The 23,313-nt window shown below is 71.1% G+C and carries 19 protein-coding genes, 1 tRNA gene, 1 pseudogene and 1 riboswitch; of the genes and pseudogenes, 4 read left to right on the top strand and 17 right to left on the bottom strand.

Going from position 1 to position 23,313, the window contains the following annotated elements:
• The 8 genes and pseudogenes from VIP82_RS14980 to VIP82_RS14945 all read right to left on the bottom strand — a co-directional run.
• Positions 1-528: pseudogene (locus tag VIP82_RS14980) on the bottom strand (hypothetical protein); the annotation flags it as partial.
• 201 nt (positions 529-729) lie between these two features.
• The gene (thrB, locus tag VIP82_RS14975; RefSeq protein ID WP_331909987.1) at positions 730-1,695 is read right to left on the bottom strand and encodes a homoserine kinase; all 966 of its coding nucleotides are present in this window, start codon (positions 1,693-1,695) and stop codon (positions 730-732) included.
• Positions 1,692-2,804 (bottom strand): threonine synthase, encoded by a 1,113-nt coding sequence (thrC, locus tag VIP82_RS14970; RefSeq protein ID WP_331909985.1) that lies wholly within the window; start codon positions 2,802-2,804, stop codon positions 1,692-1,694. The genes thrB and thrC overlap by 4 nt, the downstream gene beginning before the upstream one ends.
• Before the next feature lie 19 nt (positions 2,805-2,823).
• Positions 2,824-4,137, bottom strand: coding sequence for a homoserine dehydrogenase (locus tag VIP82_RS14965; RefSeq protein ID WP_331909984.1), 1,314 nt, complete (start codon positions 4,135-4,137; stop codon positions 2,824-2,826).
• On the bottom strand, positions 4,134-5,588 hold the full coding sequence (gene lysA / locus VIP82_RS14960) for a diaminopimelate decarboxylase (protein WP_331909982.1): 1,455 nt from the start codon (positions 5,586-5,588) through the stop codon (positions 4,134-4,136). Before lysA ends, VIP82_RS14965 begins: the two co-directional genes overlap by 4 nt.
• Before the next feature lie 166 nt (positions 5,589-5,754).
• Positions 5,755-6,579 carry an LmeA family phospholipid-binding protein gene (locus VIP82_RS14955; RefSeq protein ID WP_331909980.1) on the bottom strand — a complete coding sequence of 275 codons (825 nt, stop codon included), beginning with the start codon at positions 6,577-6,579 and terminating at the stop codon, positions 5,755-5,757.
• A gap of 2 nt (positions 6,580-6,581) precedes the next feature.
• Positions 6,582-8,249, bottom strand: a complete 1,668-nt coding sequence (gene argS / locus VIP82_RS14950; RefSeq protein ID WP_331909978.1) for an arginine--tRNA ligase — start codon at positions 8,247-8,249, stop codon at positions 6,582-6,584.
• A 91-nt stretch (positions 8,250-8,340) separates the two neighbouring features.
• A complete protein-coding gene (locus tag VIP82_RS14945) occupies positions 8,341-9,216 on the bottom strand; it encodes a transglutaminase-like domain-containing protein (protein WP_331909976.1) in 876 nt (291 codons plus the stop codon).
• A gap of 160 nt (positions 9,217-9,376) precedes the next feature.
• Between VIP82_RS14945 and VIP82_RS14940 the strand changes: the two genes are divergently transcribed.
• Positions 9,377-10,201: an SGNH/GDSL hydrolase family protein gene (locus VIP82_RS14940; protein ID WP_331909974.1), complete on the top strand. Its 825-nt coding sequence runs from the start codon at positions 9,377-9,379 to the stop codon at positions 10,199-10,201.
• A gap of 66 nt (positions 10,202-10,267) precedes the next feature.
• On the opposite strand, the gene VIP82_RS14935 is transcribed toward VIP82_RS14940, so the two are convergent.
• Positions 10,268-10,340, bottom strand: a tRNA-Arg gene (locus VIP82_RS14935).
• A gap of 230 nt (positions 10,341-10,570) precedes the next feature.
• On the opposite strand from VIP82_RS14935, the gene VIP82_RS14930 reads away from it, so the two are divergent.
• Positions 10,571-10,909, top strand: coding sequence for a DUF7882 family protein (locus VIP82_RS14930; protein WP_331909972.1), 339 nt, complete (start codon positions 10,571-10,573; stop codon positions 10,907-10,909).
• A gap of 88 nt (positions 10,910-10,997) precedes the next feature.
• Positions 10,998-11,261: a hypothetical protein gene (locus tag VIP82_RS14925; RefSeq protein WP_331909970.1), complete on the top strand. Its 264-nt coding sequence runs from the start codon at positions 10,998-11,000 to the stop codon at positions 11,259-11,261.
• A gap of 95 nt (positions 11,262-11,356) precedes the next feature.
• Here the strand turns inward: VIP82_RS14925 and VIP82_RS14920 are convergent, their stop codons facing one another.
• From VIP82_RS14920 to VIP82_RS14885, 8 genes are all read right to left on the bottom strand, one after another.
• Positions 11,357-12,814, bottom strand: coding sequence for a cation efflux transmembrane domain-containing protein (locus tag VIP82_RS14920; protein WP_331909968.1), 1,458 nt, complete (start codon positions 12,812-12,814; stop codon positions 11,357-11,359).
• Between the two features lie 114 nt (positions 12,815-12,928).
• On the bottom strand, positions 12,929-14,800 hold the full coding sequence (locus VIP82_RS14915) for an alkyl/aryl-sulfatase (protein ID WP_331909966.1): 1,872 nt from the start codon (positions 14,798-14,800) through the stop codon (positions 12,929-12,931).
• 38 nt (positions 14,801-14,838) lie between these two features.
• Complete coding sequence (locus tag VIP82_RS14910; protein ID WP_331909964.1) at positions 14,839-16,497, bottom strand: SulP family inorganic anion transporter; 1,659 nt, start codon at positions 16,495-16,497, stop codon at positions 14,839-14,841.
• Between the two features lie 388 nt (positions 16,498-16,885).
• On the bottom strand, positions 16,886-17,206 hold the full coding sequence (locus tag VIP82_RS14905; RefSeq protein ID WP_331909962.1) for a DMT family transporter: 321 nt from the start codon (positions 17,204-17,206) through the stop codon (positions 16,886-16,888).
• A 9-nt stretch (positions 17,207-17,215) separates the two neighbouring features.
• A riboswitch (guanidine-III (ykkC-III) riboswitch) is annotated at positions 17,216-17,281 on the bottom strand.
• A gap of 41 nt (positions 17,282-17,322) precedes the next feature.
• Positions 17,323-18,276, bottom strand: a complete 954-nt coding sequence (locus VIP82_RS14900; protein ID WP_331909960.1) for a CPBP family glutamic-type intramembrane protease — start codon at positions 18,274-18,276, stop codon at positions 17,323-17,325.
• A gap of 33 nt (positions 18,277-18,309) precedes the next feature.
• Positions 18,310-19,638, bottom strand: a complete 1,329-nt coding sequence (locus tag VIP82_RS14895) for an MFS transporter (protein WP_331909958.1) — start codon at positions 19,636-19,638, stop codon at positions 18,310-18,312.
• Entirely contained in the window at positions 19,635-20,300 is a 666-nt protein-coding gene (trmB, locus tag VIP82_RS14890) for a tRNA (guanosine(46)-N7)-methyltransferase TrmB (RefSeq protein ID WP_414684687.1), read from the bottom strand. Before trmB ends, VIP82_RS14895 begins: the two co-directional genes overlap by 4 nt.
• 192 nt (positions 20,301-20,492) lie before the next feature.
• On the bottom strand, positions 20,493-21,335 hold the full coding sequence (locus VIP82_RS14885) for a DUF3097 family protein (RefSeq protein WP_331909954.1): 843 nt from the start codon (positions 21,333-21,335) through the stop codon (positions 20,493-20,495).
• A 320-nt stretch (positions 21,336-21,655) separates the two neighbouring features.
• On the opposite strand from VIP82_RS14885, the gene VIP82_RS14880 reads away from it, so the two are divergent.
• A partial coding sequence (locus VIP82_RS14880; protein WP_331909952.1) for a TPM domain-containing protein occupies positions 21,656-23,313 on the top strand: 1,658 nt, incomplete at its 3' end.

The raw sequence follows: 23,313 nt of genomic DNA, 5'->3' as shown, positions 1-23,313 counted from the left end.
GACGTCGGCGCTCTTGGCACGGCGCGGCGCGCGCTTGCGGGGGGCCTTCACCGGCGCGGCCGGGGCTTCCTCGGCGACGACTTCCTCAGCCACGGCCTCGGCCACGACCGCCTCGATGACGGCCTCCTCGGCAACGGCGTCGGCGGCAGCCGCCTCGGCCACGGCCTCTTCGGCGACGGCGTCGGCGATGAGCGCCTCGGCCACGGCCTCTTCGGCGGCGGCTTCAGCGGCCTCTGCGGCAGCCTGATCGCCGGAATCCTCGGCGACGATCGCCTCGGCGACCGCCTCCTCGGCGACCTCTTCGGCGGCGATGGCCTCGACGACGGCCTCATCGGCGACAGCGTCGGCCACGACGGCCTCGGCCACGGCCTCTTCGGCGATCTCTTCGGCGGCGACGGCCTCGATCACGGCTTCTTCAGCCACGGCGTCGGCCGGGGCTTCGATGGTCTCGGCGTTCTCGACACCCTCGGGCGCTTCCGCGCGCTCGTCGGCCGGAACATCAGCATGGACCTCGGAGATGGACTCCACGAGTTCTCCCTTGTGAAAAACGAACGAATGTGCACGACTCGCACAGCACTGCGGAGGGCGTCTGCCCGTCTCGATAGTTGTCACGCCTGTCGAAACTCCCGCCGACGGGGTGAGGGACCGCGAGGGTGCTCAGCGGACGTCGGCAGGTCAGAATGCCGTGCGGTGGTTTCGCAGATTTGCGACGGAGGCCAGATTCACGTATTACGTGGAACCCTCCGCGTACTCCCTCACTGTACCACCCTTGAAGTCGACGGCGAGCATGAGCGCCTCCCACGGGGTGTCGGTCACGGCGGCCGCGAGAGCCGCCGCCTCGAGGCGTCGCCCGGGGCCATCGGCGAGCACGAGCACGCTCGGGCCCGCCCCCGACACGACCGCCGCGAAGCCCTCCGCACGGAGCGCGCGAACCAGACCGTCGGTCTCGGGCATGGCGCTCGCACGGTAGTTCTGGTGGAGCTTGTCCTCGGTGGCCGCCTGCAGCAGCTCGGGGCTCTGCGTGAGCGCCGCGATCAGCAGCGCGGAACGCGACACGTTGAACACGGCGTCCTCGCGAGGGACCTGCGTGGGCTGCAGACTGCGTGCGAGCTTGGTCGACATCGTGAACTCAGGCACGAAGACGAGCGGCGACACGCCACGGTGGACGAGCAGCTTCTTGTGCTGGGGCCCACCGTCATCGACCCAGGCGATCGTGAGACCGCCGAACAGCGCAGGCGCGACGTTGTCGGGGTGACCCTCCAGCTCCGTCGCCAGACGCAGCAGCGCATCCGGGCCCAGCTCCACGTCGCCCTCGAGCAGGCCCTTCGCGGCCAGCAGGCCCGACACCACCGCGGCACCCGACGAGCCGAGGCCGCGCCCGTGCGGGATGACGTTGCGGGCGACGAGGCGGAGCCCCGGCATCCGTCGTCCTGCCGATTCGAACGCGTACGCGATCGCCCGCACCACCAGGTGCGAGGCGTCGCGCGGCACGTCCGCGGCGCCGGCACCCTCGACCTCGATCTCGAGCTCGCCCTCGGGCAGTGCCGTCACGTCGAGCTCGTCGTACAGGCTCAGCGCGAGGCCGAGCGTGTCGAACCCGGGCCCGAGGTTCGCGCTCGTCGCCGGAACCCGCACCACGACCCGCCGCCCGGGGAGGGCGCCGTGGCCGGACGCGGGCACGACGGCTGCGCTCACGCGCGCGGTCCCTGGGCTTCGGCAGGGTGGGCAGCGGCGGGAGCGAGGTCGAGGACGGATGCCACTTCCGACGTCGTCGCGTCGACCACGGTCGGCGCGACCTCCGAGCCGTCGGCGTTGCGCAGCGCCCAGTGCGGGTCCTTGAGGCCGTGGCCGGTGACGGTCAGCACCACGCGCGCGCCCTGCGGCACCACGCCGGCCTCGACGCGGTCCAGGAGTCCCGCGACGCTGATCGCCGACGCCGGCTCGACGAAGATGCCCACCTCGCCGGCGAGGAGCTTCTGCGCGGCGAGGATGCGGTCGTCGTCGATGGCGCCGAAGTATCCGTCGGTCGCGGCGCGCGCCTCGAGGGCGAGGTCCCAGGATGCGGGGTTGCCGATGCGGATGGCGCTGGCCACCGTCTCGGGGTTGCGCACGACCTCGCCGCGCACGAGCGGCGCCGAGCCCTCGGCCTGGAAGCCGAACATGCGGGGAATGCGGGTCGAGACGCCGGCGTCGGCCTCTTCGCGGTAGCCGCGCGTGTAGGCGGTGTAGTTGCCCGCGTTGCCGACGGGGATGAAGTGGAAGTCGGGGGCGTCGCCGAGCTGCTCGACGACCTCGTACGCAGCGGTCTTCTGGCCGTCGATGCGGTCGGGATTGACCGAGTTGACCAGGTGCACCGGGTAGTTGTCGGCCAGCTCGCGCGCGATCTCGAGGCAGTCGTCGAAGTTGCCGCGGATCTGGATGAGGCGGCCGTTGTGGGCGACGGCCTGGCTGAGCTTGCCCATCGCGATCTTGCCCTCGGGAACGAGCACCGCCGCCGTGATGCCGGCGTGGGCCGCATAAGCGGCGGCCGAGGCGGACGTGTTGCCCGTCGAGGCGCAGATCACGGCCTTGGCGCCGTGGTCGATCGCACGCGACACGGCGACCGTCATGCCGCGGTCCTTGAACGACCCGGTGGGGTTCATGCCTTCGAACTTCACCCACACGTCGGTGCCGGTGCGACGCGACAGCGCCGGTGCCGGCAGCAGCGGCGTCCCGCCCTCTCCCAGCGTGATCACGGTCGAGGCATCCGTCACGCCCAGACGATCTGCGTACTCGCGGAGGACTCCGCGCCAAACATGTGCCATGTCAGTCTCCTTCAGACCCTCAGTTGCCTTCGACCCGCAGAACCGAGACGACGCGCTCCACGACGCCGCTGGCGGCCAGTCGGTCCACCGTCTCGCTCAGGTCCTGCTCCAACGCCTTGTGCGTGCCGATCACCAGTCGGGCGACGCCGCCCTCGCCGTCGCCCGATTCGACGACCGTCTGCTCGACGGTGGCGATCGAGACGCGCCCCTCGCTGAGGATGCCCGCGACCGTCGCGAGCACTCCCGGCTGGTCGTCGACCTCGAGCGTGATCTGGTAGCGCGTGGTGACACGGCCGACGGGGACGATGGGGAGGTTCGCCAGCGTCGACTCGCCGACGCCGACGCCGCCGGCGATGTGGCGGCGCGCCGCCGACACGACGTCGCCGAGCACGGCGGACGCGGTCTGCACGCCGCCGGCGCCGGCGCCGTAGAACATGAGGTTGCCCGCGGCCTCGGCCTGCACGAAGACCGCGTTGTTGGCGCCGTGCACGCTGGCCAGTGGGTGGGCGCGATCGATGAGCGCCGGGTACACCCGCACCGAGATGGACTCGCCGGACTCCTCGGTCAGGCGCTCGCACACCGCGAGCAGCTTGATGACGTAACCGGCGTGGCGCGCGGCATCCATCATCGACGAGTCGATCGACGAGATGCCCTCGCGGTGAACCGCCTCGAGCGGCACCGTCGTGTGGAACGCGAGGCTCGCGAGGATCGCGGCCTTCTGCGCGGCGTCGTAGCCCTCGACGTCGGCCGTCGGATCGGCCTCGGCATATCCGAGGCGCTGCGCATCCGCGAGCACGTCCGAGAACTCGGCACCCTCGGTGTCCATGCGGTCGAGGATGTAGTTGGTCGTGCCGTTGACGATGCCCATGATCCGCTGCACGCGGTCGCCGGCCAGCGAGTCGCGCAGCGGCCGGATGATCGGGATCGCACCGGCGGCGGCGGCCTCGTAGTAGACCTCTGCACCCACCTGGTCGGCCGCGTCGAAGATCTCGGGACCGTGGGTCGCCAGGAGCGCCTTGTTGGCGGTCACGACGTCGGCGCCCGAGTTGATCGCGTGCAGCAGGTAGGTGCGCGCCGGCTCGATGCCGCCCATGAGCTCGATGACGATGTCGGAGCCGACGATGAGCGAGTCTGCGTCGGTCGTGAACAGCTCGGACGGCAGCTCGACGTCGCGCTTGGCGTCGACGTCGCGAACCGCGATGCCGACCAGCTCCAGCCGCGCTCCCGCTCGGTCGGCGAGTTCGTCGGCGTGCTGGCGTAGCAGCGCCGCGACCTGCGAGCCGACGGCTCCGGCTCCCAGCAGTGCGACGCGGAGGCGGCGGTAGTCGGTCATGCGGTCCCTTCCATCGGTGCGTCCGCGAGAGGACGCCCAGCTTCGAACACGGCCGTCTCGAGGCCGCCATCGCGGGCGAGCAGATCGTCGATCGTCTCGCCGCGCACGATGACGCGCGCCTCTCCCCCGCGCAGCGCCACGACGGGCGGGCGGGGGACGTAGTTGTAGTTGCTCGCGAGCGAGAAGCAGTAGGCGCCGGTCGCGGGCACGGCGAGCAGATCACCGGGCGACACATCGCCGGGCAGGTACTCGGCGTCGACCACGATGTCGCCCGACTCGCAGTGCTTTCCGACGACCCGCGCGAGCGCCGGCTCGGCGTCGCTCGTGCGCGACGCGATCCGCGCCGAGAACTGCGCGCCGTACAGGGCGGGGCGGGCGTTGTCGCTCATGCCGCCGTCCACGCTCACGTACAGCCGCGTGTCGCCGCTCTCGAGCGCGACCGGCTTGGTCGTGCCGACCTCGTAGAGCGTCACGCCCGCGCGGCCGACGATCGCGCGGCCGGGCTCGAACGCGAGGTGGGGAACCGGGATGCCGCGCACCTCGCACTGCCGCGCCACGGCCTCGGCGATGCCGAGCGCGAGCGCCTCGATCGGCGTCGGGTCGTCGACCGACGTGTACGCGATGCCGAAGCCGCCGCCGAGGTTGAGCACCGGCAGCTCGCCGCCCTCTCGCAGCTCGGCGTGGAGCTCGACGATGCGTGCGGCGGACTCCTCGAATCCGGCGGTGCCGAAGATCTGCGAGCCGATGTGGCAGTGCAGGCCCACGAACTCGAGACCGGGCAGTTCGCGGATGCGCGCCACGGCGGCGGGGGCATCCGTCAGCGTGAAGCCGAACTTCTGGTCTTCGTGGGCCGTCGCGAGGAAGTCGTGGGTCTCGGCGTGCACACCGCTGTTGACGCGCAGCAGCACCGCCTGCGACGCTCCGCGGCGCTCGACGATCGCCGCGAGACGCTCGATCTCGATGAGGCTGTCGATGACGATGGAGCCGACGCCGGCCTCGACGGCGCGCTCGAGCTCGGGCACGGACTTGTTGTTGCCGTGCAAGCCGAGCCGCGCCGGATCGGCGCCGGCCGCGAGGGCGACGGCCAGTTCGCCGCCGGTGCAGACGTCGACCGCGAGCCCTTCCTCGGTCACCCAGCGCACCACCTCGGTGGTCAGCAGCGCCTTGCCGGCGTAGTACACGCGGGCCTGTACGCCGTGCAGTGCGGCCGCCGCACGGAAGGCGTCGAGCGTGCGCCGCGCGGTGGCGCGCACCTCGTCCTCGTCGACGACGTAGAGCGGCGTGCCGAACCGGTCGCGCAATGCCGTCGCCGGGATGCCGCCGAGTTCGAGGACGCCGTCCTCGTCACGCGTCGCGGCAGTCGGCCAGACCGCTGCGGCGAGCGCGTTCGCGTCGGCGGGACGTTCCAGCCAGGCGGGAGCGACGGAACGGGTGTGCGGGTCGGCGGACACGGTGGACCAATCGGTGGGAGCTTCGACGCGTGGCCGTCCGGGGATGGTGGTACGGCTCTGCCGCCCGGAGGGGTCACGCTCTGGCGGTGACACGGGTCTCCGGCGGTGCTAGAAGTCTAGGGCACACGGCTTGCGGCCCCCGTGCCGTGTGACGCTCCGCGGCGTCTCAGGCGCACGTGCCGTTGGCCTGGAGCGCGGGATCCGTGGCGATCGCACCGTCGACGTCGAAATCGGCCACCAGGAGGTCGCCGTCCACCTCGACGCCGGTGAGCGTGACACCTGCCGGCAGGTACTGCGCGATGCAGATGTTCCAGTCGCGCAGCACGGAGTCGGCGAGTCTGCCGAACTGGTCGCGCAGCGCGTCCGCGGTGACCTCGGAGCCGCCGAGCTGCAGCGCGGCGGGCGAGAGCACGATCTGGCCGTCCGCCGCCGAGGGGGTGAGCGCCACCCCGACGGGGATCGCGACGCCGAACAGCTGCAGGTCCATCGACATCGTGACGTTCGGCGCCGCGAGGCCGACGGTGTCTGAGGGGAAGCCCTCGACCGTCGCCAGCAGCGTCCGCAGCTCGGCCTCGTCGAACGAGACCGTGGCGGTCGCGCCGCTCATCTCGCCGGTGCCCCGCACCGCCACATCGTGCGCGGTGACCGAGACGTCGCCGGAGACGCCGCCGAAGGTGACGTCGTCGGACGCGATCGTGAGGTCGTCGATGCTGCCGCCGATGAGCTGCGGGATCACGGCGCCCGCGACCTCGACGTCGATCTGCTGATCGGCCGGCAGCGACAGCTGCGTGCGCACCTGGTCGCGCACCACACCGGTCACGACCTGGCGCGCGATGGCCTCCGCGGCGAACCACGCGGCGACAGCGAGCACCGCGACGATCGCGAACGCCACGATCCACGGCCACACGCGCCGGCGCGGGGCCGGCGCCGCTGCGGCAGGCAGCATGTCGTCGGGAAGGGGCTCGGTCGCCTGCGTGTCGCCGTGGGTCATGTCTACATCCGTTCCGGTGCGGTGACGCCCAGCAGATCGAGTCCGTTGCGCAGCACCTGTCCCGTGGCGTCGTTGAGCCACAGGCGGGTGCGGTGAACCGGCTCGACGGGCTCGTCGCCCAGCGGGATCACGCGGCAGTTGTCGTACCAGCGGTGATAGAGCCCGGCGAGCTCCTCCAGGTAGCGGGCGACGCGGTGCGGCTCGCGCACCTCGGCGGCGAACCCGACGATGCGCGGGAACTCCTGCAACGCGCCGAGGAGCGCCGACTCCGTCTCGTGCGTGAGCAGCTCGGGCGCGAACTCGGAGCGGTCGACCCCGGATGCCGCGGCGTTGCGCCCGACGTTGTGGGTGCGCGCATGCGCGTACTGCACGTAGAAGACGGGGTTGTCGTTCGTGCGCTTGCGGAGGATCTCGGGGTCCAGCGTCAGCGGCGAATCGGCGGGATAACGCGCCAGCGAGTACCGCAGCGCGTCGGTGCCGATCCACTCGCGCAGGTCGTCGAGCTCGATGATGTTGCCTGCCCGCTTCGACAACCGCGCGCCGTTGACCGACACCAGCTGGCCGATGAGCACCTCGATGTCCTTGTCGGGATCGTCACCCGCGGCGCCGGCGAGCGCCTTCAGGCGGTGGACGTAGCCGTGGTGATCGGCCCCGAGCAGGTAGATCTTGTGCGCGAAGCCGCGGTCGCCCTTGTTGAGGTAGTAGGCGGCGTCGGCGGCGAAGTAGGTGTACTCGCCGTTGGAGCGGCGGATGACCCGATCCTTGTCGTCGCCGAAGTCGGTGGTGCGCACCCACACGGCGCCCTCGTCGTCGAAGACGTGGCCCTGCTCGCGCAGGCGGTCGACCGCCTCGTCGACCAGGCTGGGCTCGCCGTCGGGTCCCTTCGCGTGGAGCGTCCGCTCGCTGAAGAAGACGTCGAAGTGGACGTTGAACTTCTCCAGCGACGCCTGAAGGTCGCCCAGCTGGAGCTCGTACGCGCGGTCCCGCGCCACCGCGAGCTGCTCGTCGCCCGGCAGCGACAGCAGGTCGGGCACCGCCGAGAGGACGCGCTGGGCAAGATCGTCGATGTACGAACCCGGGTAGCCGTCCTCGGGGGTCGGCTCGCCCTTCGCCGCTGCCAGCACGGAGCGGCCGAACCGGTCCATCTGGGCACCAGCGTCGTTCACGTAGAACTCGCGCACGAGCGTCGCGCCGCTGGCCAGCAGCAGCCGGGCCATCGAGTCGCCGAGCGCTGCCCAGCGCGTGTGGCCGATGTGCATCGGCCCCGTCGGGTTGGCGCTGACGAACTCCAGGTTGATCGTGTTGCCGCGCTGCGACTCGTTCGAGCCGAAAGCGGCGCCGGCATCGACGATGGTCTTCGCGAGCGCACCGGCGGCGGCGGCATCCAGCCGGATGTTGATGAAGCCGGGACCGGCGACCTCGACGCCCGCGACGCCGTCGACCTCGCTGAGCCCGGCGGCGATGTCGGCCGCGAACTCGCGCGGGTTCGCGCCGACGGCCTTCGCCAGCTTGAGCGCCGCGTTGGAGGCCCAGTCGCCGTGGTCGCGGTTCTTGGGCCGCTCGAGCGGCAGATCCGCGGGGGTCAGCCCGTCGGCCGCACCGGGTCGTCGCGCCTCGGCGAGGGGGGCGACGACGGCGAGCAGGGCGGCGGAGAGGGCTTCGGGATTCATAGCCCGCCCAGTCTAGTTTGCCGGGATCGCGCGCCCCGCTCCGCGCACCTCCGGTTCGCCGGGATCGCGTGCCCGGCTGCCCGCCGCGGCGTCAGGAGATCTGGACGAGTGCTCCGAAATCGTCGGCGGCGGGGTCTTCCGCGTCATCCGTGAGGCTCGCGCTCAGCGACGGCGCATCGGGCAGGGCGTGGAGACCGTCGAGGGTGGCGGCGTCCGGGACCACCCACGCGTCCACGCGCAGGCGGGTGAGGCCGACGTAGCCGCCGTGGTAGCTGAGGAAGGCGCAGTCCGCGGCATCGCGTCCGGTCGCGATGCGCACGAGCGACCTCCGGTTCGCGAGGCGGGTCGCGTCGATGACGTACCAGGCGCCGTCGAGGTACGCCTCGGCCACGGCGTGGAAGTCCATGGGGCGCAGGCCCGGCGCGTAGCAGGCGGCGTAGCGCGCCGGCATGTCCATCGCGCGCAGCAGGGCGATGACGACGTGCGCGTAGTCGCGGCACACACCCTGCCCCGTCATCAGAGTCGTCACGGCGCTGTCGGTGCCCTGGCTGAGGCCAGGCGTGTAGGTCGTGCTCGTCGAGACGAACTCCGACACCGCCGCGATGAGGTCATGGCCGGAGAGCCCCTTGAACTGCCGGCGGGCCTGCTGGAACACCTCGTCGGACTGCGCGTAGCGGCTCGGACGCAGGTAGGTGATCGCCTCGAGGTCGCTCGTGCGGCTCGTCGACGCCTGCCCGTCGACCGTGGCCTCGTAGCGGATCTCGAGGCGACCCGGCTCGCCTGTCAGACGGTGCAGCCGGCTCCCCGACTGGTCCACGATCTCGGTCGGGGTGTACACGCGATCGCCCTGGGTGAACGTCAGCTGCTCGTTCGAGATCGGCACCGCCTGGGCGGCCGCGATCTGGAAGATGAGGTCGACGGATGCCCCCAGTTCGAGGTCCATCTCAGCGGTCACGACGCGTTGCACCGAAGTATCCTCGCACGCCGCGGCGGCGGTGCCGCACGGACTTCCACAGGCTCGGCCGCAGACGGCGGTGAGCTGTCCGGAACCTCAGGATCTGCTGCATGGATTCCCCTGTTCACGAGCCATGTTCGGTGTTCGCCGATCGATGACTTACCCTCATCTCATGCACGCGCCCGGCCGATCCCGCGCACGGCGGCTGTGGCTCCCTCTGCTGGGCGCTGCGCTGGCCGTCGCTGCGGTGTGCGCGGTGGCCGTCCTGCGTCCCTGGGGTGCGCCGGAGCCGGTGGCTCCCGTGGCCGCGGCGGAAGGCGATGCCAGAGTCGCGGCATCCGTCCCGCCCGCCCCTCTCGTGCTCGAGGACGACGCGCGCGTGCTGGTGTTCGGCGACTCGTGGGTGTACGGGTCTGCCGCGACCGTGCCTACCCTCGGTTTCGCGTACCTGCTCGCCGACGAGCTCGGCGTCGAGACGGTCGTGAACGGGGTGCGCGGCAGCGGCTACTTGAAGCCCGGCCTGGACGGGCCGGCCTATGGCGAGCGCATCGACGCCCTCGACCCGGCGCTTGACCCCGACCTCGTCATCGTCGAAGGCTCGATCAACGACCGCAAGCTGTACCCGACCGGGTACAGGGATGCCGTGACCGCCGCGTGGGACGCGCTCGAGGCCCGCTACCCGGACGCCGCGATCGTCGTCCTCGGACCCTCTCCGCAGGTGCTGCCGGTCGAGAGCTCCACACGCAGCATCGACGCGGACCTGGGTGAGCTGGCCGCCGCGCGCGGCTGGTGGTACGTCTCGCCGATCGCCGACGACTGGATCACCACCGCCAATTACCTCGACGTCATCGACACCGGTCCGATCGGCCGCGATCACCCCTCGACCGACGGCCACGCCTACCTCGCCGGGCGGGTGGCCGACGCCATCGAGAGCATGGAGCAGCAGCCGGCGATCGTGGCCGACGCGCCCCACGACGAGGACGCCGTCACCCGGTGACGCGCGGGCGGTCAGACACTGCCCCGGAAAACGAAGAATCCCAGGCGAACCTGGGATTCTTTTTTGTGCCCCCGACAGGAATCGAACCTGCGACCTTTGGTACCGGAAACCAACGCTCTATCCCCTGAGCTACGGAGGCGTGCCGATCGAGACTACCATCCCGGCGGGGTCGGCTTTTCACGGGTAGGCGCCCGGCGAAACGCGGCGCACAACGGGTCGGCATCGATCGCGAGGTGCTCGGGCGTCCCGTGTCAAGGGCTGGCTCCGACCCGCTCTCGGGGGAAGGATCGGAGCTGTACCTGATCGCCGTCGGCCCTGCAGCCATCCCCAGCGCTGTGTTCGCCGGCAGGCCGAGAGCGGAGGCGCACGATGGGCAAGCTGACCTATGAGGGGACGGTGAAGGTCGATTTCGACGACCGGACACTCGCACACCTGCAGCTGGTGATCGGCACCAAGCTCCGGCGAGGAGAGCCCTTCCACTTCACGTGGCGCGACGACGTCAGTATCGGCGACGGACGCACCACCATCTGGGTGCACCCCCGCTGCGCCCTCGTGTACAAGTTCTACGGCAGCCGTACCCCTCAGCTGAATCCGGCCTGGATCGACGCCCTCGCGTACACGGCGAACTCGCCCTCGGGCCTGTATCTCGTGCCCGAACCGGCGCAGTCCAACCCGGTCACCTCGCCGGAGCACGAGCTGCTCAGCTGATCGGCTACGGGAACCCCGTCACGTTGTCAAGGCATTGGCCGCGGGCCCGTGCGCAGTGCGACGGTGTAGCCCTCGGACGGGAGCGATCATGAAGAGGATCGACATCTACTACGGCGGGGAGCACTACAGCATCGGAGGGCGCCGCTACGAAGACCTCCGGGAGGAGATCGAGGCGGGGATGATCGCGGGGCCCTACTGGCTCGAGGTGAATGACGGCGAAGGCCAGATGCGCGCCGCGCACCTGCTGCTGACGCCCGGCGTGCAGCTGGCGATCGTTCCGGTCCCCGACGAGGATCCCGGGCCGTCGTCGGACGGCGAGTCCGCCGAGAACGGAACGCCGCACCTCGACTGACCGCCGGGACCGTCCGCGCGCCCCCTCGAGACGCCGCCGGCGCGCCGCCGGAGCCTCGGGGCGCGGCGGGCTCAGCCGAGACCCGCCATCGCAGGTCACGCGTCGCGGTGCGATTCCTCTTGGTGTGCCGCCGGCTCGGCCTCGTCCGGAAGGCTGGCCGTCACGATCACGACGACGTCCTGGACCTTCCAGTCGAGCCGTGCCACGGCGGTGCGCGCCTCCTCGATCTCGTCGAGACGCACCTCGTCGTGGGTGGGCACCGCGAACACCTCGACGTGGAACACCTGGCCCATGTCGCGCATGCGCACGGCGCTCTCGCGCACCCACGGCAACTCGCCGACGCGGTTCGCGATGCGCGCGATGAGCGGGTGCGGGCGCGCATCGTCCTCGGTCCGCGCACGCTGGTCGATGAGATCGCGCACCGCGGCGCGCGAGTTGCGCCAGCCATCCCACACGATGCCGAGCGAGATGAAGAGGGCCGCGGCGCCGTCGAGCCACCAGAGGCCGATGCCGACGCCGAGCACGCCGACGATCGACGCGGCGGTGGAGGTCCAGTCCGCCTTCGCCATGTCGGCATCCGCGTACAGCACCTTGTTGTGCAGCTTCGGCGCCAGCTTCGCCTTGGCGTGGCCGTAGAAGAAGGGGCCGATCACGATGATGCTCATCACCCCGACCATGAACCAGCCGAGCCAGATCGTCTGGCCGAAGAGGTACACGGTGCCGATCGAGGGGTGGTCGCCGCTCACCAGACCGCTGATCGCCTCGTACGCGAGGTCGCCGCCGACCGCCAGCAGCGCGACCCCCGCCACCAGGTGACCGACGCCCATCATGCGGTGCAGACCGAACGGGAAGGCGCGCGTGGGCGGGCGCCGGATGAAGATCAGGGCGACCAGGAAGGAGATCTGCGGGATCAGGGAGAGCATGTCCTCGATCCACGCGGTCTTCATCGCCTGGGACCCGCCGACGACCAGGGCGATGACGCCGATCGTCACCACTGTGTAGCCGATGGTGAACCACTCCCAGCGGATGGCGCTGCGAAGGGCCTTCTGCTGCTCCGGGGGCAGGTCCGTGCGTCCCATCGTCTTCACGGCGCGACCTCCTGGTCGAGGTAGCCCTCTATGGCGGCCTGCCAGGCGTTCTCCCCGAGCGGCATCAGCAGCACCACGGGACCGCGCTCCGGGGATCGTGTCGTAGGCCCGCGTCACCGCGACCCGCTGAGACCACGGCGTCGCGTCGGTCATCCCGCCGATCGCCACGTCGAGATCCCCCGTCTCCAGGTCGTCGACGAGGTCCTCCTCGCTGCCCACCGTCCACTCGACCTTCGCGTCGACCGACTCGGCGAACCCCTCGACGAGTTCGGCCAGCGAGCCGCCCACCTGGGAGCCGTCGACCGTGACGAGCTCGCCCGAGGCCGACGCCCCCGCGTGGAGCACTCCCCCGCGCACGCGATCGAGCGTGCCCTGCGGGTCGCTCGGCACCGTGACGCCGCAACCCGAGACGCCCAGCGCGATCACCAGCAGGGGCACGCAGCACACGCGTCGCCACCGGTTCATACTCCGAGTCTTGCGAACCGCCCCGGCAGCGGGGAGCGCCTTGACCCTCTGCGCGGGGACTGCTATCGCCGATCGCCGGCATCGCGGTGGCGATGCCGGCGATCGGGAGCCGGGTTACGGGAGGACGATCTCGAAGTTCGGATCGGCCTCGTCGAGCACGCCGAGGATCTGCTGCAGGACGCCCGCATCGCCGCGCACCTCGATGCCCGCGCTCTCGGTGTCACCGCCCGCCATCTGGATCAGGCGCACCTTCGACAGGGTCAGGTGCAGCGGCGTGGCGGCGTCGGGCTCCCGCTCGACGTAGACCAGAACCCCGTTGCGCAGCGTCACGTGGAACCTGCGACCCAGGTCGGTGAGGGTCAGGTCCACCGCGAGGTCGAGGTCCCACGCCTTCGGGCCGTTGACCCGGATCGCGAGCGCGTCCAGGAGCTGCTCCGGGGTGAGCTGGGCGATGATGAGCGGCGCCGCCGTCTGCGTCGGGGTGCCGAAGTTGCCCTCGCGCAGCTCCGTCGCGCCGGAGAGATAGAAGTTGCGCCAGGTGCCGTTCTCGGCGCCGTAGGCGAGCTGCTCGAGCGTGTCGGCGTACAGCGCGCGAGCCGCGGCGTGGTCGGAGTCGGCGAACACGGCGTGGTCGAGGAGCGTCGCCGCCCACCGGAAGTCGCCGGCGTCGAACGCCGTCTGCGCGAGTTCGACGACGCGATCGATGCCGCCGATCGCCTCGACATAGCGCTCGGCCAGAGCCTGGGGCGGGTGCGGCCACAGGCGCGCAGGGTTGCCGTCGAACCAGCCCATGTAGCGCTGGTAGATCGCCTTGACGTTGTGGCTGACCGAGCCGTAGTAGCCGTGCGTGCTCCAAGATGCCTCGAGCGCCGGCGGCAGCTGGATCAGCTCGGCGATCTCCGCGCCGTTGTAGCCCTGGTTGAGCAGGCGCAGCGTCTGGTCGTGGAGGTAGCCGTACAGATCGCGCTGGATCGCGAGGAAGCCGTTCACCGCCTCGTTGCCCCACGTCGGCCAGTGATGCGACGCGAACACGACCTCGGCCTCGTCGCCGTACCGCTCGATCGCCTCGGTGAGGTACTGCGACCAGATGTGCGGGTCGCGCACGACGGCACCGCGGAGCGTCAGCAGGTTGTGGAGCGTGTGCGTGGCGTTCTCGGCCATGCACAGCGCGCGGTAGCGCGGCAGGTAGAAGTGCATCTCGGACGGAGCTTCGGTGCCGGGCGCCATCTGGAACTCGAACTCCACGCCGTCGATCGTGTGGGTCTCGCCCGTGGCCTTGACCTCGAGCGTCGGCGGCAGGATCGTCGGGTTGCCGGTCGACGTCGTCTGCCCGAGTCCCGCGCCCACCTGTCCCTGCGGTCCGCGCTCGAGCGCTGCGCCGTACATGTAGCCGGCGCGTCGCGCCATCGCCGTGCCCGCGTAGACGTTCTCGGCGACCGAGTGCTCGAGGAACCCTTCGGGCACCACGATCTGCACCTTGCCGGCTTCGACATCGTCCTCGCTGACGATGCCGAGTACGCCGCCGAAGTGGTCGATGTGGCTGTGCGAGTGGATCACCGCGTGGATCGGACGGTCGCCGCGGTGGGCGCGGTACAGGGCCATCGCCGCCGCCGCCGTCTCGACCGAGATCAGCGGGTCCACGACGATCACACCGGTGTCGCCCTCGATGACCGACATCACCGAGAGGTCGAGGCCGCGCAGCTGATAGATGCCGGGAACGACCTCGAAGAGGCCGTGCTTGGCGACGAGCTTCGACTGCCGCCAGAGGCTGGGGTGGACGGAGTCAGGGGCCTCGCCCTGCACGAAGTCGAAGGTGGAGGCGTCCCACACCACGTCGCCTTTGTCGTTGCGGATCTTCGGGTCGTCGAGCGTTCCGAGGAAACCCCGCTCCGCCGCGGCGAAATCGTCGACGTCGTCGAACGGCAGGGATGCCAGAGCCTTCGCCTGGGCCTCCCTGATCGACGCTTCCGGTTCGCGCTGCTGCATGTGCTTCTCCCTTTCGTACCGGCCGGATGACCGGATCCTCAGTCTTGCGGGGCCACGTCGCGGTCGGCAAGCGTCGCGACGGCCGCTCTGTTGGTGGCGAAGAAGGCCTGACCGGACAGCAGTCCGAGCTGTTCCAGGCGGGCTCTGGTGGGCGGTCGGACACGACTGAACGCGAGCGTCACGTCGTTGTCGTGGAGCCAACGCTGGAGCGACTCGAACGCCTCGGCGCCGGTGACGTCGATGTCGGTCACCGCCTCCATGTCGATCACGACGTGGTGCACCTGCTGGTCGGCACCGGTGACCGCGCGCTTGACCGCAGCGGCGAACACCGCTCCGTTCGCGAAGAAGAGCGGCGCGGCCATCCGCACGACCACCAGGCCGGGCGCGGTGGTGGCCCCCGTGGGGGCGTCTTCGAGCAGGGACTGCTTCGTGTCGTCGTCGGCCTCGAGGACGTCGATGGCCGGATTCGCCGCGCGCTTGGCGAGGTTGATGAGCGCGAGGACGAAGGCGACCAGGATCCCGGGGATCGCGCCGACGAAGACGGTGACGAGGAAGCAGGTGGCGGCGACCGCGAACTCGAACCGGTCCTGGCGCCACAGCTGCCGGAACTCCCGGATGCCGAGGAGCGGCAGGATGGCGACGGCGACCACCGCGCCGATGGCGGGCGACGGGATGTCGGCGAGGAGCGCGGTGCCGAACAGCAGGAGCAGGAGCGTCCCCGCGGCGAGCACGAGTGAGGGCAGCTGGGTGCGCGAGCCCGCCTGGTCCATGGCGGCGGTGCGTGAGGTCGAGGAGCCCATGGCGAAGCTGCCCTGTGCGCCGGCGGCGATGTTGCCGAGGCCGAAGGCGAGCAGGTCGCGATTCGCGTGGAACGGGTACCCGCGCCTCTCGGCGTACGACCGCGACACGAGCAGTCCTTCGGCCGTAGTGATGAGGGTGAGCGCGATCGCCGAGGGAATCAGCGTGAACCACATCGTCCAGTCGATGACCGGCCACGTGAGTGCCGGGGGTCCTGCAGGAACCTCGCCCAGCACGTCGACACCCAGTTCGTCCAGGCCGGTGAGCACCACCACCAGCGTCGAGACCACGAGCACCACGAGCGCCCACGGGACGGCCTTGAGATACCGGGCGCCGAGGAGCAGCACCGTGACCGATGTCGCCGAGATCAGCAATGACCAGAGGTTGGCCGTGCCGAGCCCGGTCACCAGCCCGACGGTCTTGTCGAGGAACTCGCCCCCCGAGTCGATCTTGACCCCGAGCATCTTGGCGATCTGGCTCACCATGATGTCGAGCGCGAGACCGCCGACGAACCCGACGAGGATCGGCTTCGAGAGGAAGTTCGCGAGGAAGCCGAGCTTGAACACGGACATCAGCACGAACAGGATGCCGCTGATGATCGCCTGCGCCAGGGCGAGCGTCGCATAGTCGGCGCTGCCGGCGGCCGCGAGACCGCCCACCGACGATGCGACGAGCGCGGCGGCCGCGGCATCCGGGGAGGCGACGACCTGACGCGACGACACCACGAGCGCATAGATGATCGTCGGGACGATCAGGGCGTACAGGCCCGCCGTCGGCGGCAGCCCGGCGATCTGCGCGTACCCGATGTTGAGGGGCACGGCGATGGCCAGAAGGGTGACGCCCGCGGTGAGCTCGGTGGCGAGATTGCGCGTGGTCAACCCGGCGAGAGGTCGCGGCATGCGGGCTCCTGGAAGGCGTGGGGAGGCGGTGGTCGTCTCCACCTTCGCACGGGCAGGCTGCCTCTCACCGGATCGCCCCGGGCAGGATGGGCGCGGGTCGGCGGCGCCGAGCGAGCCTCGCCGGGGCTCCGGCTTCGTGCACGAGCCCCGGCGATGCCTGGCACACAGCGATGATCCCCTCGGTGCCGAAGCGCCGGGGGGATCGTCTCGCGAAGTATGGTTTCCGTGTCCGGTTCCCTTTCGGGTTCCTCGTTTCCGTGTTCACTTCGCACTACCTAATGTCCTCCCCCGCACGGGTGTCGTCAAGGGTTCACCTGCAAGTCATCTCGACGTCAGGTTGAGAGTGAGAGAGCCACGGGACGGATGCCGCGGCATCCGTCCCCGCGCCTCACTCGTGACCGACGAGCTTGAGACCGACGACGCATCCGACGAGCCCCAGGATCAGCAGCATCTTGACGATCGAGAACGCCTCGTCACCCGTGATCATGGCGTAGGCCACGGTGAGCGAGGCGCCGATGCCCACCCAGACCGCGTAGGCGGTGCCGGTGGAGATGTCGCGCATGGCCCAGGCGAGACCGCCCATGCTCAGCACGAGCGAAACCCCGAAGACCACGGTCGGCCAGAGCTTGGTGAAGCCCTCGCTCTTGCCGAGCGCGGTGGCCCAGACGGCCTCGAGGACTCCGGAGACGATGAGGATGACCCACGACATGACTGTGCTCCTGGCCAGTCTTGTCGCCCACCGGGTACTGATCCGTCGTCCGGGGATCCGGTCGAGGATCCGTGCGCCAGCCTACCCGCTGCCCCTGGGCACGGCCTGGGCAGCGCTCACACGAGGAACAGCCGGTCGAGCAGCCCGGGGTTGTGCGCATGGACGAGCACGAGGAACACCACCGCGTCGAAGAGGAGGTGCACCGTCACGACGTAGGTGAGCGATCGCGTCTTCATGAAGATGAAGCCCTGCAGCAGCGCGAACGGGATGGCGAGCAGCGGCCCCCAGGCCTGGTAGCCGAGTTCCCACAGGAACGACACGAACACCACCGACTGCAGCAGGTTCGCCTGCCAGAACGGGAAGTGCCGCCGCAGCAGTGCGAGGCACGTGCAGATGAAGAACAGCTCGTCCCAGATGCCGACCGCCCCGACCCCCACGAAGAGCCGCGCGATGAGCTCGGGCGTGTCGACGACCGGCCAGTTGAGGTACACGCCCGACGTGATGAAGTAGAACGGCAGGATCAGCCACCCGAGGATGAGCACGGCCACCAGCCAGGTCCACTGGAACCGGGTCCAGCGCCCGCCGCCGCGCCAGGGGAAGCGGATCGCGTGGTCGCGGTACACCCACCGCGAGATCGCGTACGGCACCGCCACCGCCCCGCCGAGGGCGAGCGCGAACCGCAGGATCGCGAGGTTGTCGAGCTCGGCCTTCAGCGGGATGGCGCTCACGATGAGCAGGCCTGCCGCGATGAGCGACAGGTCGCGCACCAGCGACGGCGACCGACGGATGCCGGCGGTCGTGGCCGTGTCGGATCCGGCGACCGCGCGCTCGGCGCGCTGCCGGCCAGGGTTCGCGCGATCGAGGGGCGAAGGGCGTCGCTGCTCGCCGGCATCCGTCCGCTCAGTCAGGAGCGCGACCACGAGTCCCGCCGCCAGCAGCACCCAGCCGAGCCACGGCAGCCGCACCACGAAGAAGGCCGGCGCGGCCAGGCACACCAGGAGCGCGGGCACCACGCCCCACGACCACGCGGCGACGACCGGCGCGGGTGGGGCGTCAGGGTGTGCGGGCATACGGGCGGCTCCGGAGGCGGGGGCGGACGGGGGTCAGTGATCGAGCGGGTGCGCGATCTCATCCTTCGGCATCCCCGCCACCAGGTAGGCCAGCACGCCGAGGATGAGCGGGATCACGCCCGCCGCGATGAAGATCGCCTCGATGGGCACCACCTCCGCGAGCGGGCCCGCCAGCGCCATCGACAGCGGCATGAGTGCGAGCGACACGAAGAAGTCGAGGCTCGAGATGCGCCCGAGCATGCGCCGGGGCACGCGGCGCTGCAGCAGCGTTCCCCAGATCACGTTGCCGTAGCTGAACCCGAAACCCACGAGGAACAGGCAGAGCGCCATCACCCAGTACTCGTGCGTGATGCCGACGATCGCGAACGGCAGTGTGCTGACGGACCAGACGCCGATCATCACCGTGAGGTATCGACGCGGCAGCCTCATCGACGACACCACGATGGATCCGAGCACTCCGCCGATCCCGTAGATCGCGAGGAGGAATCCGAACAGGCGAGGATCCGCGCCGATGCGCTCGCGCGTGAGGAACGGCAGCAGCACCTCTTCCGGTCCCAGGAACACGAGCACCCAGCCGGTCGCGAACAGCAGCGTCCACAGCAGCCACGGGGTGCGGATGGTGAAGCCCACGGCTTCACGCAGATCGTGGAACACGCCTCGTACGCCGGCCGGCGGCTCGTGCTCCTCGCCGGCCGCGACGGGCGGCTCGGGGCGCACGAACAGCAGCAGCACCAGGGCGAGCGCGTGCGCGGCGACGACGCCCCATGCCGCGTGGGCGGGCGCGAACACGGCGGCGACGATGATGCCGGCGGCAGCGGGACCCGCCGCCTGCTGCAGCGCCGGGCGGATGGCGCCCTCGAGGCCGTTCGCCGCGAGCAGCTGCGCGGGCGGCAGGATGCGCGGCAGGATCGCGCTGTACGCGGGGAAGAAGAACCCGGCCCCCGCCCCCAGCACGAAGGCGACGATCGCGAGGTGCGGGATCGTCACGGCGCCGAGCACGCCGGCCACGGCGACCGACGTGATGGCGAGGAGGTTCAGCAGCTCGACGACGCGCAGCAGCAGGCGCCGCGGGACGCGGTCGGCGGCGATCCCGCCGGGGATCGCGCACAGCAGCAGCCCGACGGCGTTCGCTGCCGCGACCACCGACAGCTCCACCGGGCCACCGCCCGCGTCGATGACGGTGTACACCATGACGACGGCCCACATGCCGGCGCCGAAGATCGAGAGCACGACGGCACCGAACAGCATGCGGAAGTCGCGGTGCGCGAGCGGGCGCACGAAGCGCCACCGGTCGCGCTGCGCCCCGGGCGCGGAGTCCGGCGCCGGGTCGGGCCCGGCGATGGGGCCGGGCGCTGCGCTCATGGCCTCGAGACGCGGCGGTACGAGAGATCGCGGATGTCGCGTCCCACGCGCGCGCCCTTGCGCTCGAACGCCGTGAGCACCCTGCCCTCGAAGCGCGGCGCCCACTCCCCCTCGAACGTCGGCTCGAACTCCGACGCGGCGGCCATGACGTCGCGCATCTGCCGCGCGTAGTCCTCCCAGTCCGTCGCCAGGCGCAGCACGCCGCCGTCCCGGAGCGCGGCAGCCGCGATCTGAGCGAACCCGTCGGCGACGAGGCGTCGCTTGGTGTGCTTCTTCTTGTGCCACGGGTCGGGGAAGAACACCCACAGCTCGTCGACGGATGCCGCCGGCAGCAGGTGCTGCAGCACCTCGGGCGCGTTGGCCTCGACCAGGCGCAGGTTGCGCGCGCCGGCGCGGTCGGCATCGAGCATGGTGCGGGCCAGGCCCGCCCGGAAGACCTCGATCGCCAGGAAGTCGGTGTCAGGCCGCGAGGTCGCGGCGTGCACGATCGCGTGCCCCTGACCCGATCCGATCTCTGCGACGAGCGGCGCCTCACGGCCCCACACGGCGACGGGATCGATCGACGAACCCGGCAGGATGCTGGTGGCCGCCGAATCGCGGGGCACCTCGATCACGTAGAGAGGTGCCAGGTCGGTCCAGGCGCGCTCCTGCGCCTCCGACATCCGTCCGCTCCGGCGCACGAACGACACCGGCTTCTCACGGAAGGTACGGGGTTCGGGGGCCGGCGTGGCAGGGTTCGTCACCCCACCAGGCTACCGAGCGCTCGGACGCCGCCGTCTCGTGCGAGCGCGGCGGTCGCCGATGCAGCCGTCGCAGGAGGCTGGCGCGTTCGGGACCGGATGTCGGCACTGCCGCTACTGCGGCACCGTGACGAAGTCGATGAGCTCCTCCACGCGTCCGAGAAACGCCGGCTCGAGGTCGCGATAGCTCTTCACCGATGCCAGGATGCGCTGCCAGGCCCGCGCGATGTCGGCCTGGTCGCGTGCCGGCCAGCCCAGTGCCCGGCACACGCCCACCTTGAACTCGATGCCGCGCGGCACCTCGGGCCAGCGCTCGATCCCCACCGCGCGCGGCGTGACGCACTGCCACACGTCGATCCACGGGTGGCCGACGATGAGCACGTGCGCGCCATGGCGTCCGCGTGCGATCGCGTCGGCGATGCGCGACTCCTTGGACCCGGGCACGAGGTGATCGACGAGGACGCCGTAGCGACGCTCTGCCGACGGCGGCTCCTCGTCGAGCGCGGCGTCGAGCAGGTCGATGCCCTGCAGGTACTCCACGACGACACCCTCGGCCCGCAGGTCGTCGCCCCACACCCGCTCGACGAGCTCGGCATCGTGGCGGCCCTCCACGAGGATGCGGCTCGCCCGGGCCGTGCGCGCGCGAGCGTCGGCGGCCGCGAACGACCCCGACGCCGTCCGCTTCGGCCGGGTGGCGACCGGTGCCGCGGCGGGCGGCCCGAGCACGACGTTCCTGCCGTCGATGAGGAATCCGGGGCCCAGCGGGAACATGCGGCGGCGGCCGGATCGGTCTTCGAGCTCGACCACGCCGCCCGCGACGCCCACGACGGCCCCACAGAATCCGTCCTCCGCCACCTCGACGACGAGATCGCGGGATGCCGGCACGCGGGGCAGCTGCCGCACCCCGTGCCCCTTCCACCCCGTGGCCAGCACATCGGCGCCGTAGCGATCGTCCATGGTCCTCCTCCGGATCGGCAAGATTACCGGCCGGCCGCGGTGGCGCGCCGCAGCGACCCGCACGGCGCCGCCCGGCCGCACGCGTCCTTCCCTCCGTCGACTTGCCCCAGATGCACGCGACACGCCGGGCTCGGCGTACGTATACGCCAACTCAACGAAGGGGGGACGGTGGAGGGGGCGGCCGCGGAGGACGAGGTTGCGGGAGCACGGGTACGTTCTCGGCGAACACACATGCGGGGCGGGGGCCGTGGGCTATCGTCGTATCCCCGCGGCTGAATAGACTCGCCGGAGGGGTAACCCGAATCCCAGAGGGGGGATCGATGCGACTGCGATGGGCTGCAGCGCTGGCGTCCGCTGCGGTGGTCGCGGTCACGGCGATCGGCGGCGCGGCCGCGCTGGCGACTCCCCCGGTGACACTCGACCCGGGCTTCGTACTCGACGACGCCGACGTGCTGTCACCCACGGAGGAGGCCGAGGCGCAGGGACGCCTCGAGCAGCTGAAGTCCGACACGGGACTGGACCTCTGGGTCGTCTACGTCGACGACTTCACCGACCCCGCCGACGCGGCGGACTGGGCGAACCAGACCGCCGACGACAATGGGCTGGGCACCACGCAGTACCTCCTCGCCGTCGCCACCGAAGGGCGCCAGTACTACCTCTCGGCCGACTCGGCAGGCCCGCTCACCCAGGACCAGCTCGACGCGATCGAGCAGCAGCGGATCCAGCCGGCGCTCGCGCAGGACGACTGGCTCGGCGCCGTCGACGCCGCAGCCGATGGGCTGACCGATGCCGCCGGCGGCGGTTCGGGCGCGGTCGACTCCGGCGCCTCCGGCGGTGGGTCGTGGTTCACCTGGCTCCTCGTGATCGTGGTCGTCGGCGTCGGGATCGTCCTGCTCGTGATGTTCCTGCGGCGCCGGCGCACCCGGGGCGCCGTGCCGAGCGGGCCGACCGGACCACCGCAGCCGAGCATCGAGGAGCTCGAGCGGCGCGCGTCGTCGCTCCTCGTCGAGACGGATGACGCGATCAAGACGAGCGCCCAGGAGCTCGGCTTCGCCAAAGCGCAGTTCGGGGATGCCGCGACCACCGAGTTCGAGGCGGCGCTCGCGACCGCGCAGCAGAGCCTGGATGAGGCGTTCGGGCTCAAGCAGCAGCTCGACGACGCCACCCCCGACTCCCCGCAGGACGCCCGCGCCTGGAACGAGCGCATCATCGCACTGTGCGAGGCGTCGAACTCCCTGCTCGACGAGAAGGCCGCGGCCTTCGACGAGCTGCGCAAGCTCGAGCAGAACGCCCCCGAGGCGCTCGCCCGCGTGCAGGACGAACGCGCCAAAGCCGCGGCATCCCTCGACCAGGCGGCCGCGCGGCTGCAGGAGCTCCAGTCCGCCTACGCCCCCGAGGCCCTTGCGACCGTCGTCGACAACCCCGCCCAGGCGCGGCAGCGCCTCGCGTTCGCCGACGAGCAGCTGGCCGCTGCGCAGACCGCGATCGGCGCCGGCGACGGCGGCGAGGCCGCGGTCGGCATCCGGGCCGCAGAAGAGGCGGTCGGCCAGGCAACGCTGCTCGAGGACGCGATCGAGAAGCTCGCGACCGACCTCGCCGCAGGCGAGCGCAACGCCACCGCGCTGGTCGCCGAACTCGAGAGCGACATCGCGGCGGCCTCGGCGCTGTCCGACACCGACGGCCGCATCGCGAGCGTCATCGCCGCCACGCGGCAGCAGCTCGACGCCGCGCGCACACAGCTCACCGGCACGGCCAAGCGCCCGCTGGCGGCCCTGCAGAGCCTCGAGGCGGCCAACACGCAGATCGACACGCTCGTGCAGGGCGCGCGGGATGCCGCGGCTCAGGCCGAGCGCGCCCGCCAGATGGTCGGCCAGGTCATGATGCAGGCCCAGGCGCAGGTGTCCGCCGCCGAGGACTACATCATCGCGCGCCGCGGCGCCGTCGGCGCCGAGGCCCGCACGCGCCTCGCCGAGGCGGG

The organism is Microbacterium sp., assembly GCF_036566905.1.
Classification (GTDB): Bacteria; Actinomycetota; Actinomycetes; order Actinomycetales; family Microbacteriaceae; genus Microbacterium.
The sequence above is the reverse complement of the archived record's forward strand: the minus strand, read 5'-3'. Positions and strand labels throughout refer to the sequence as shown.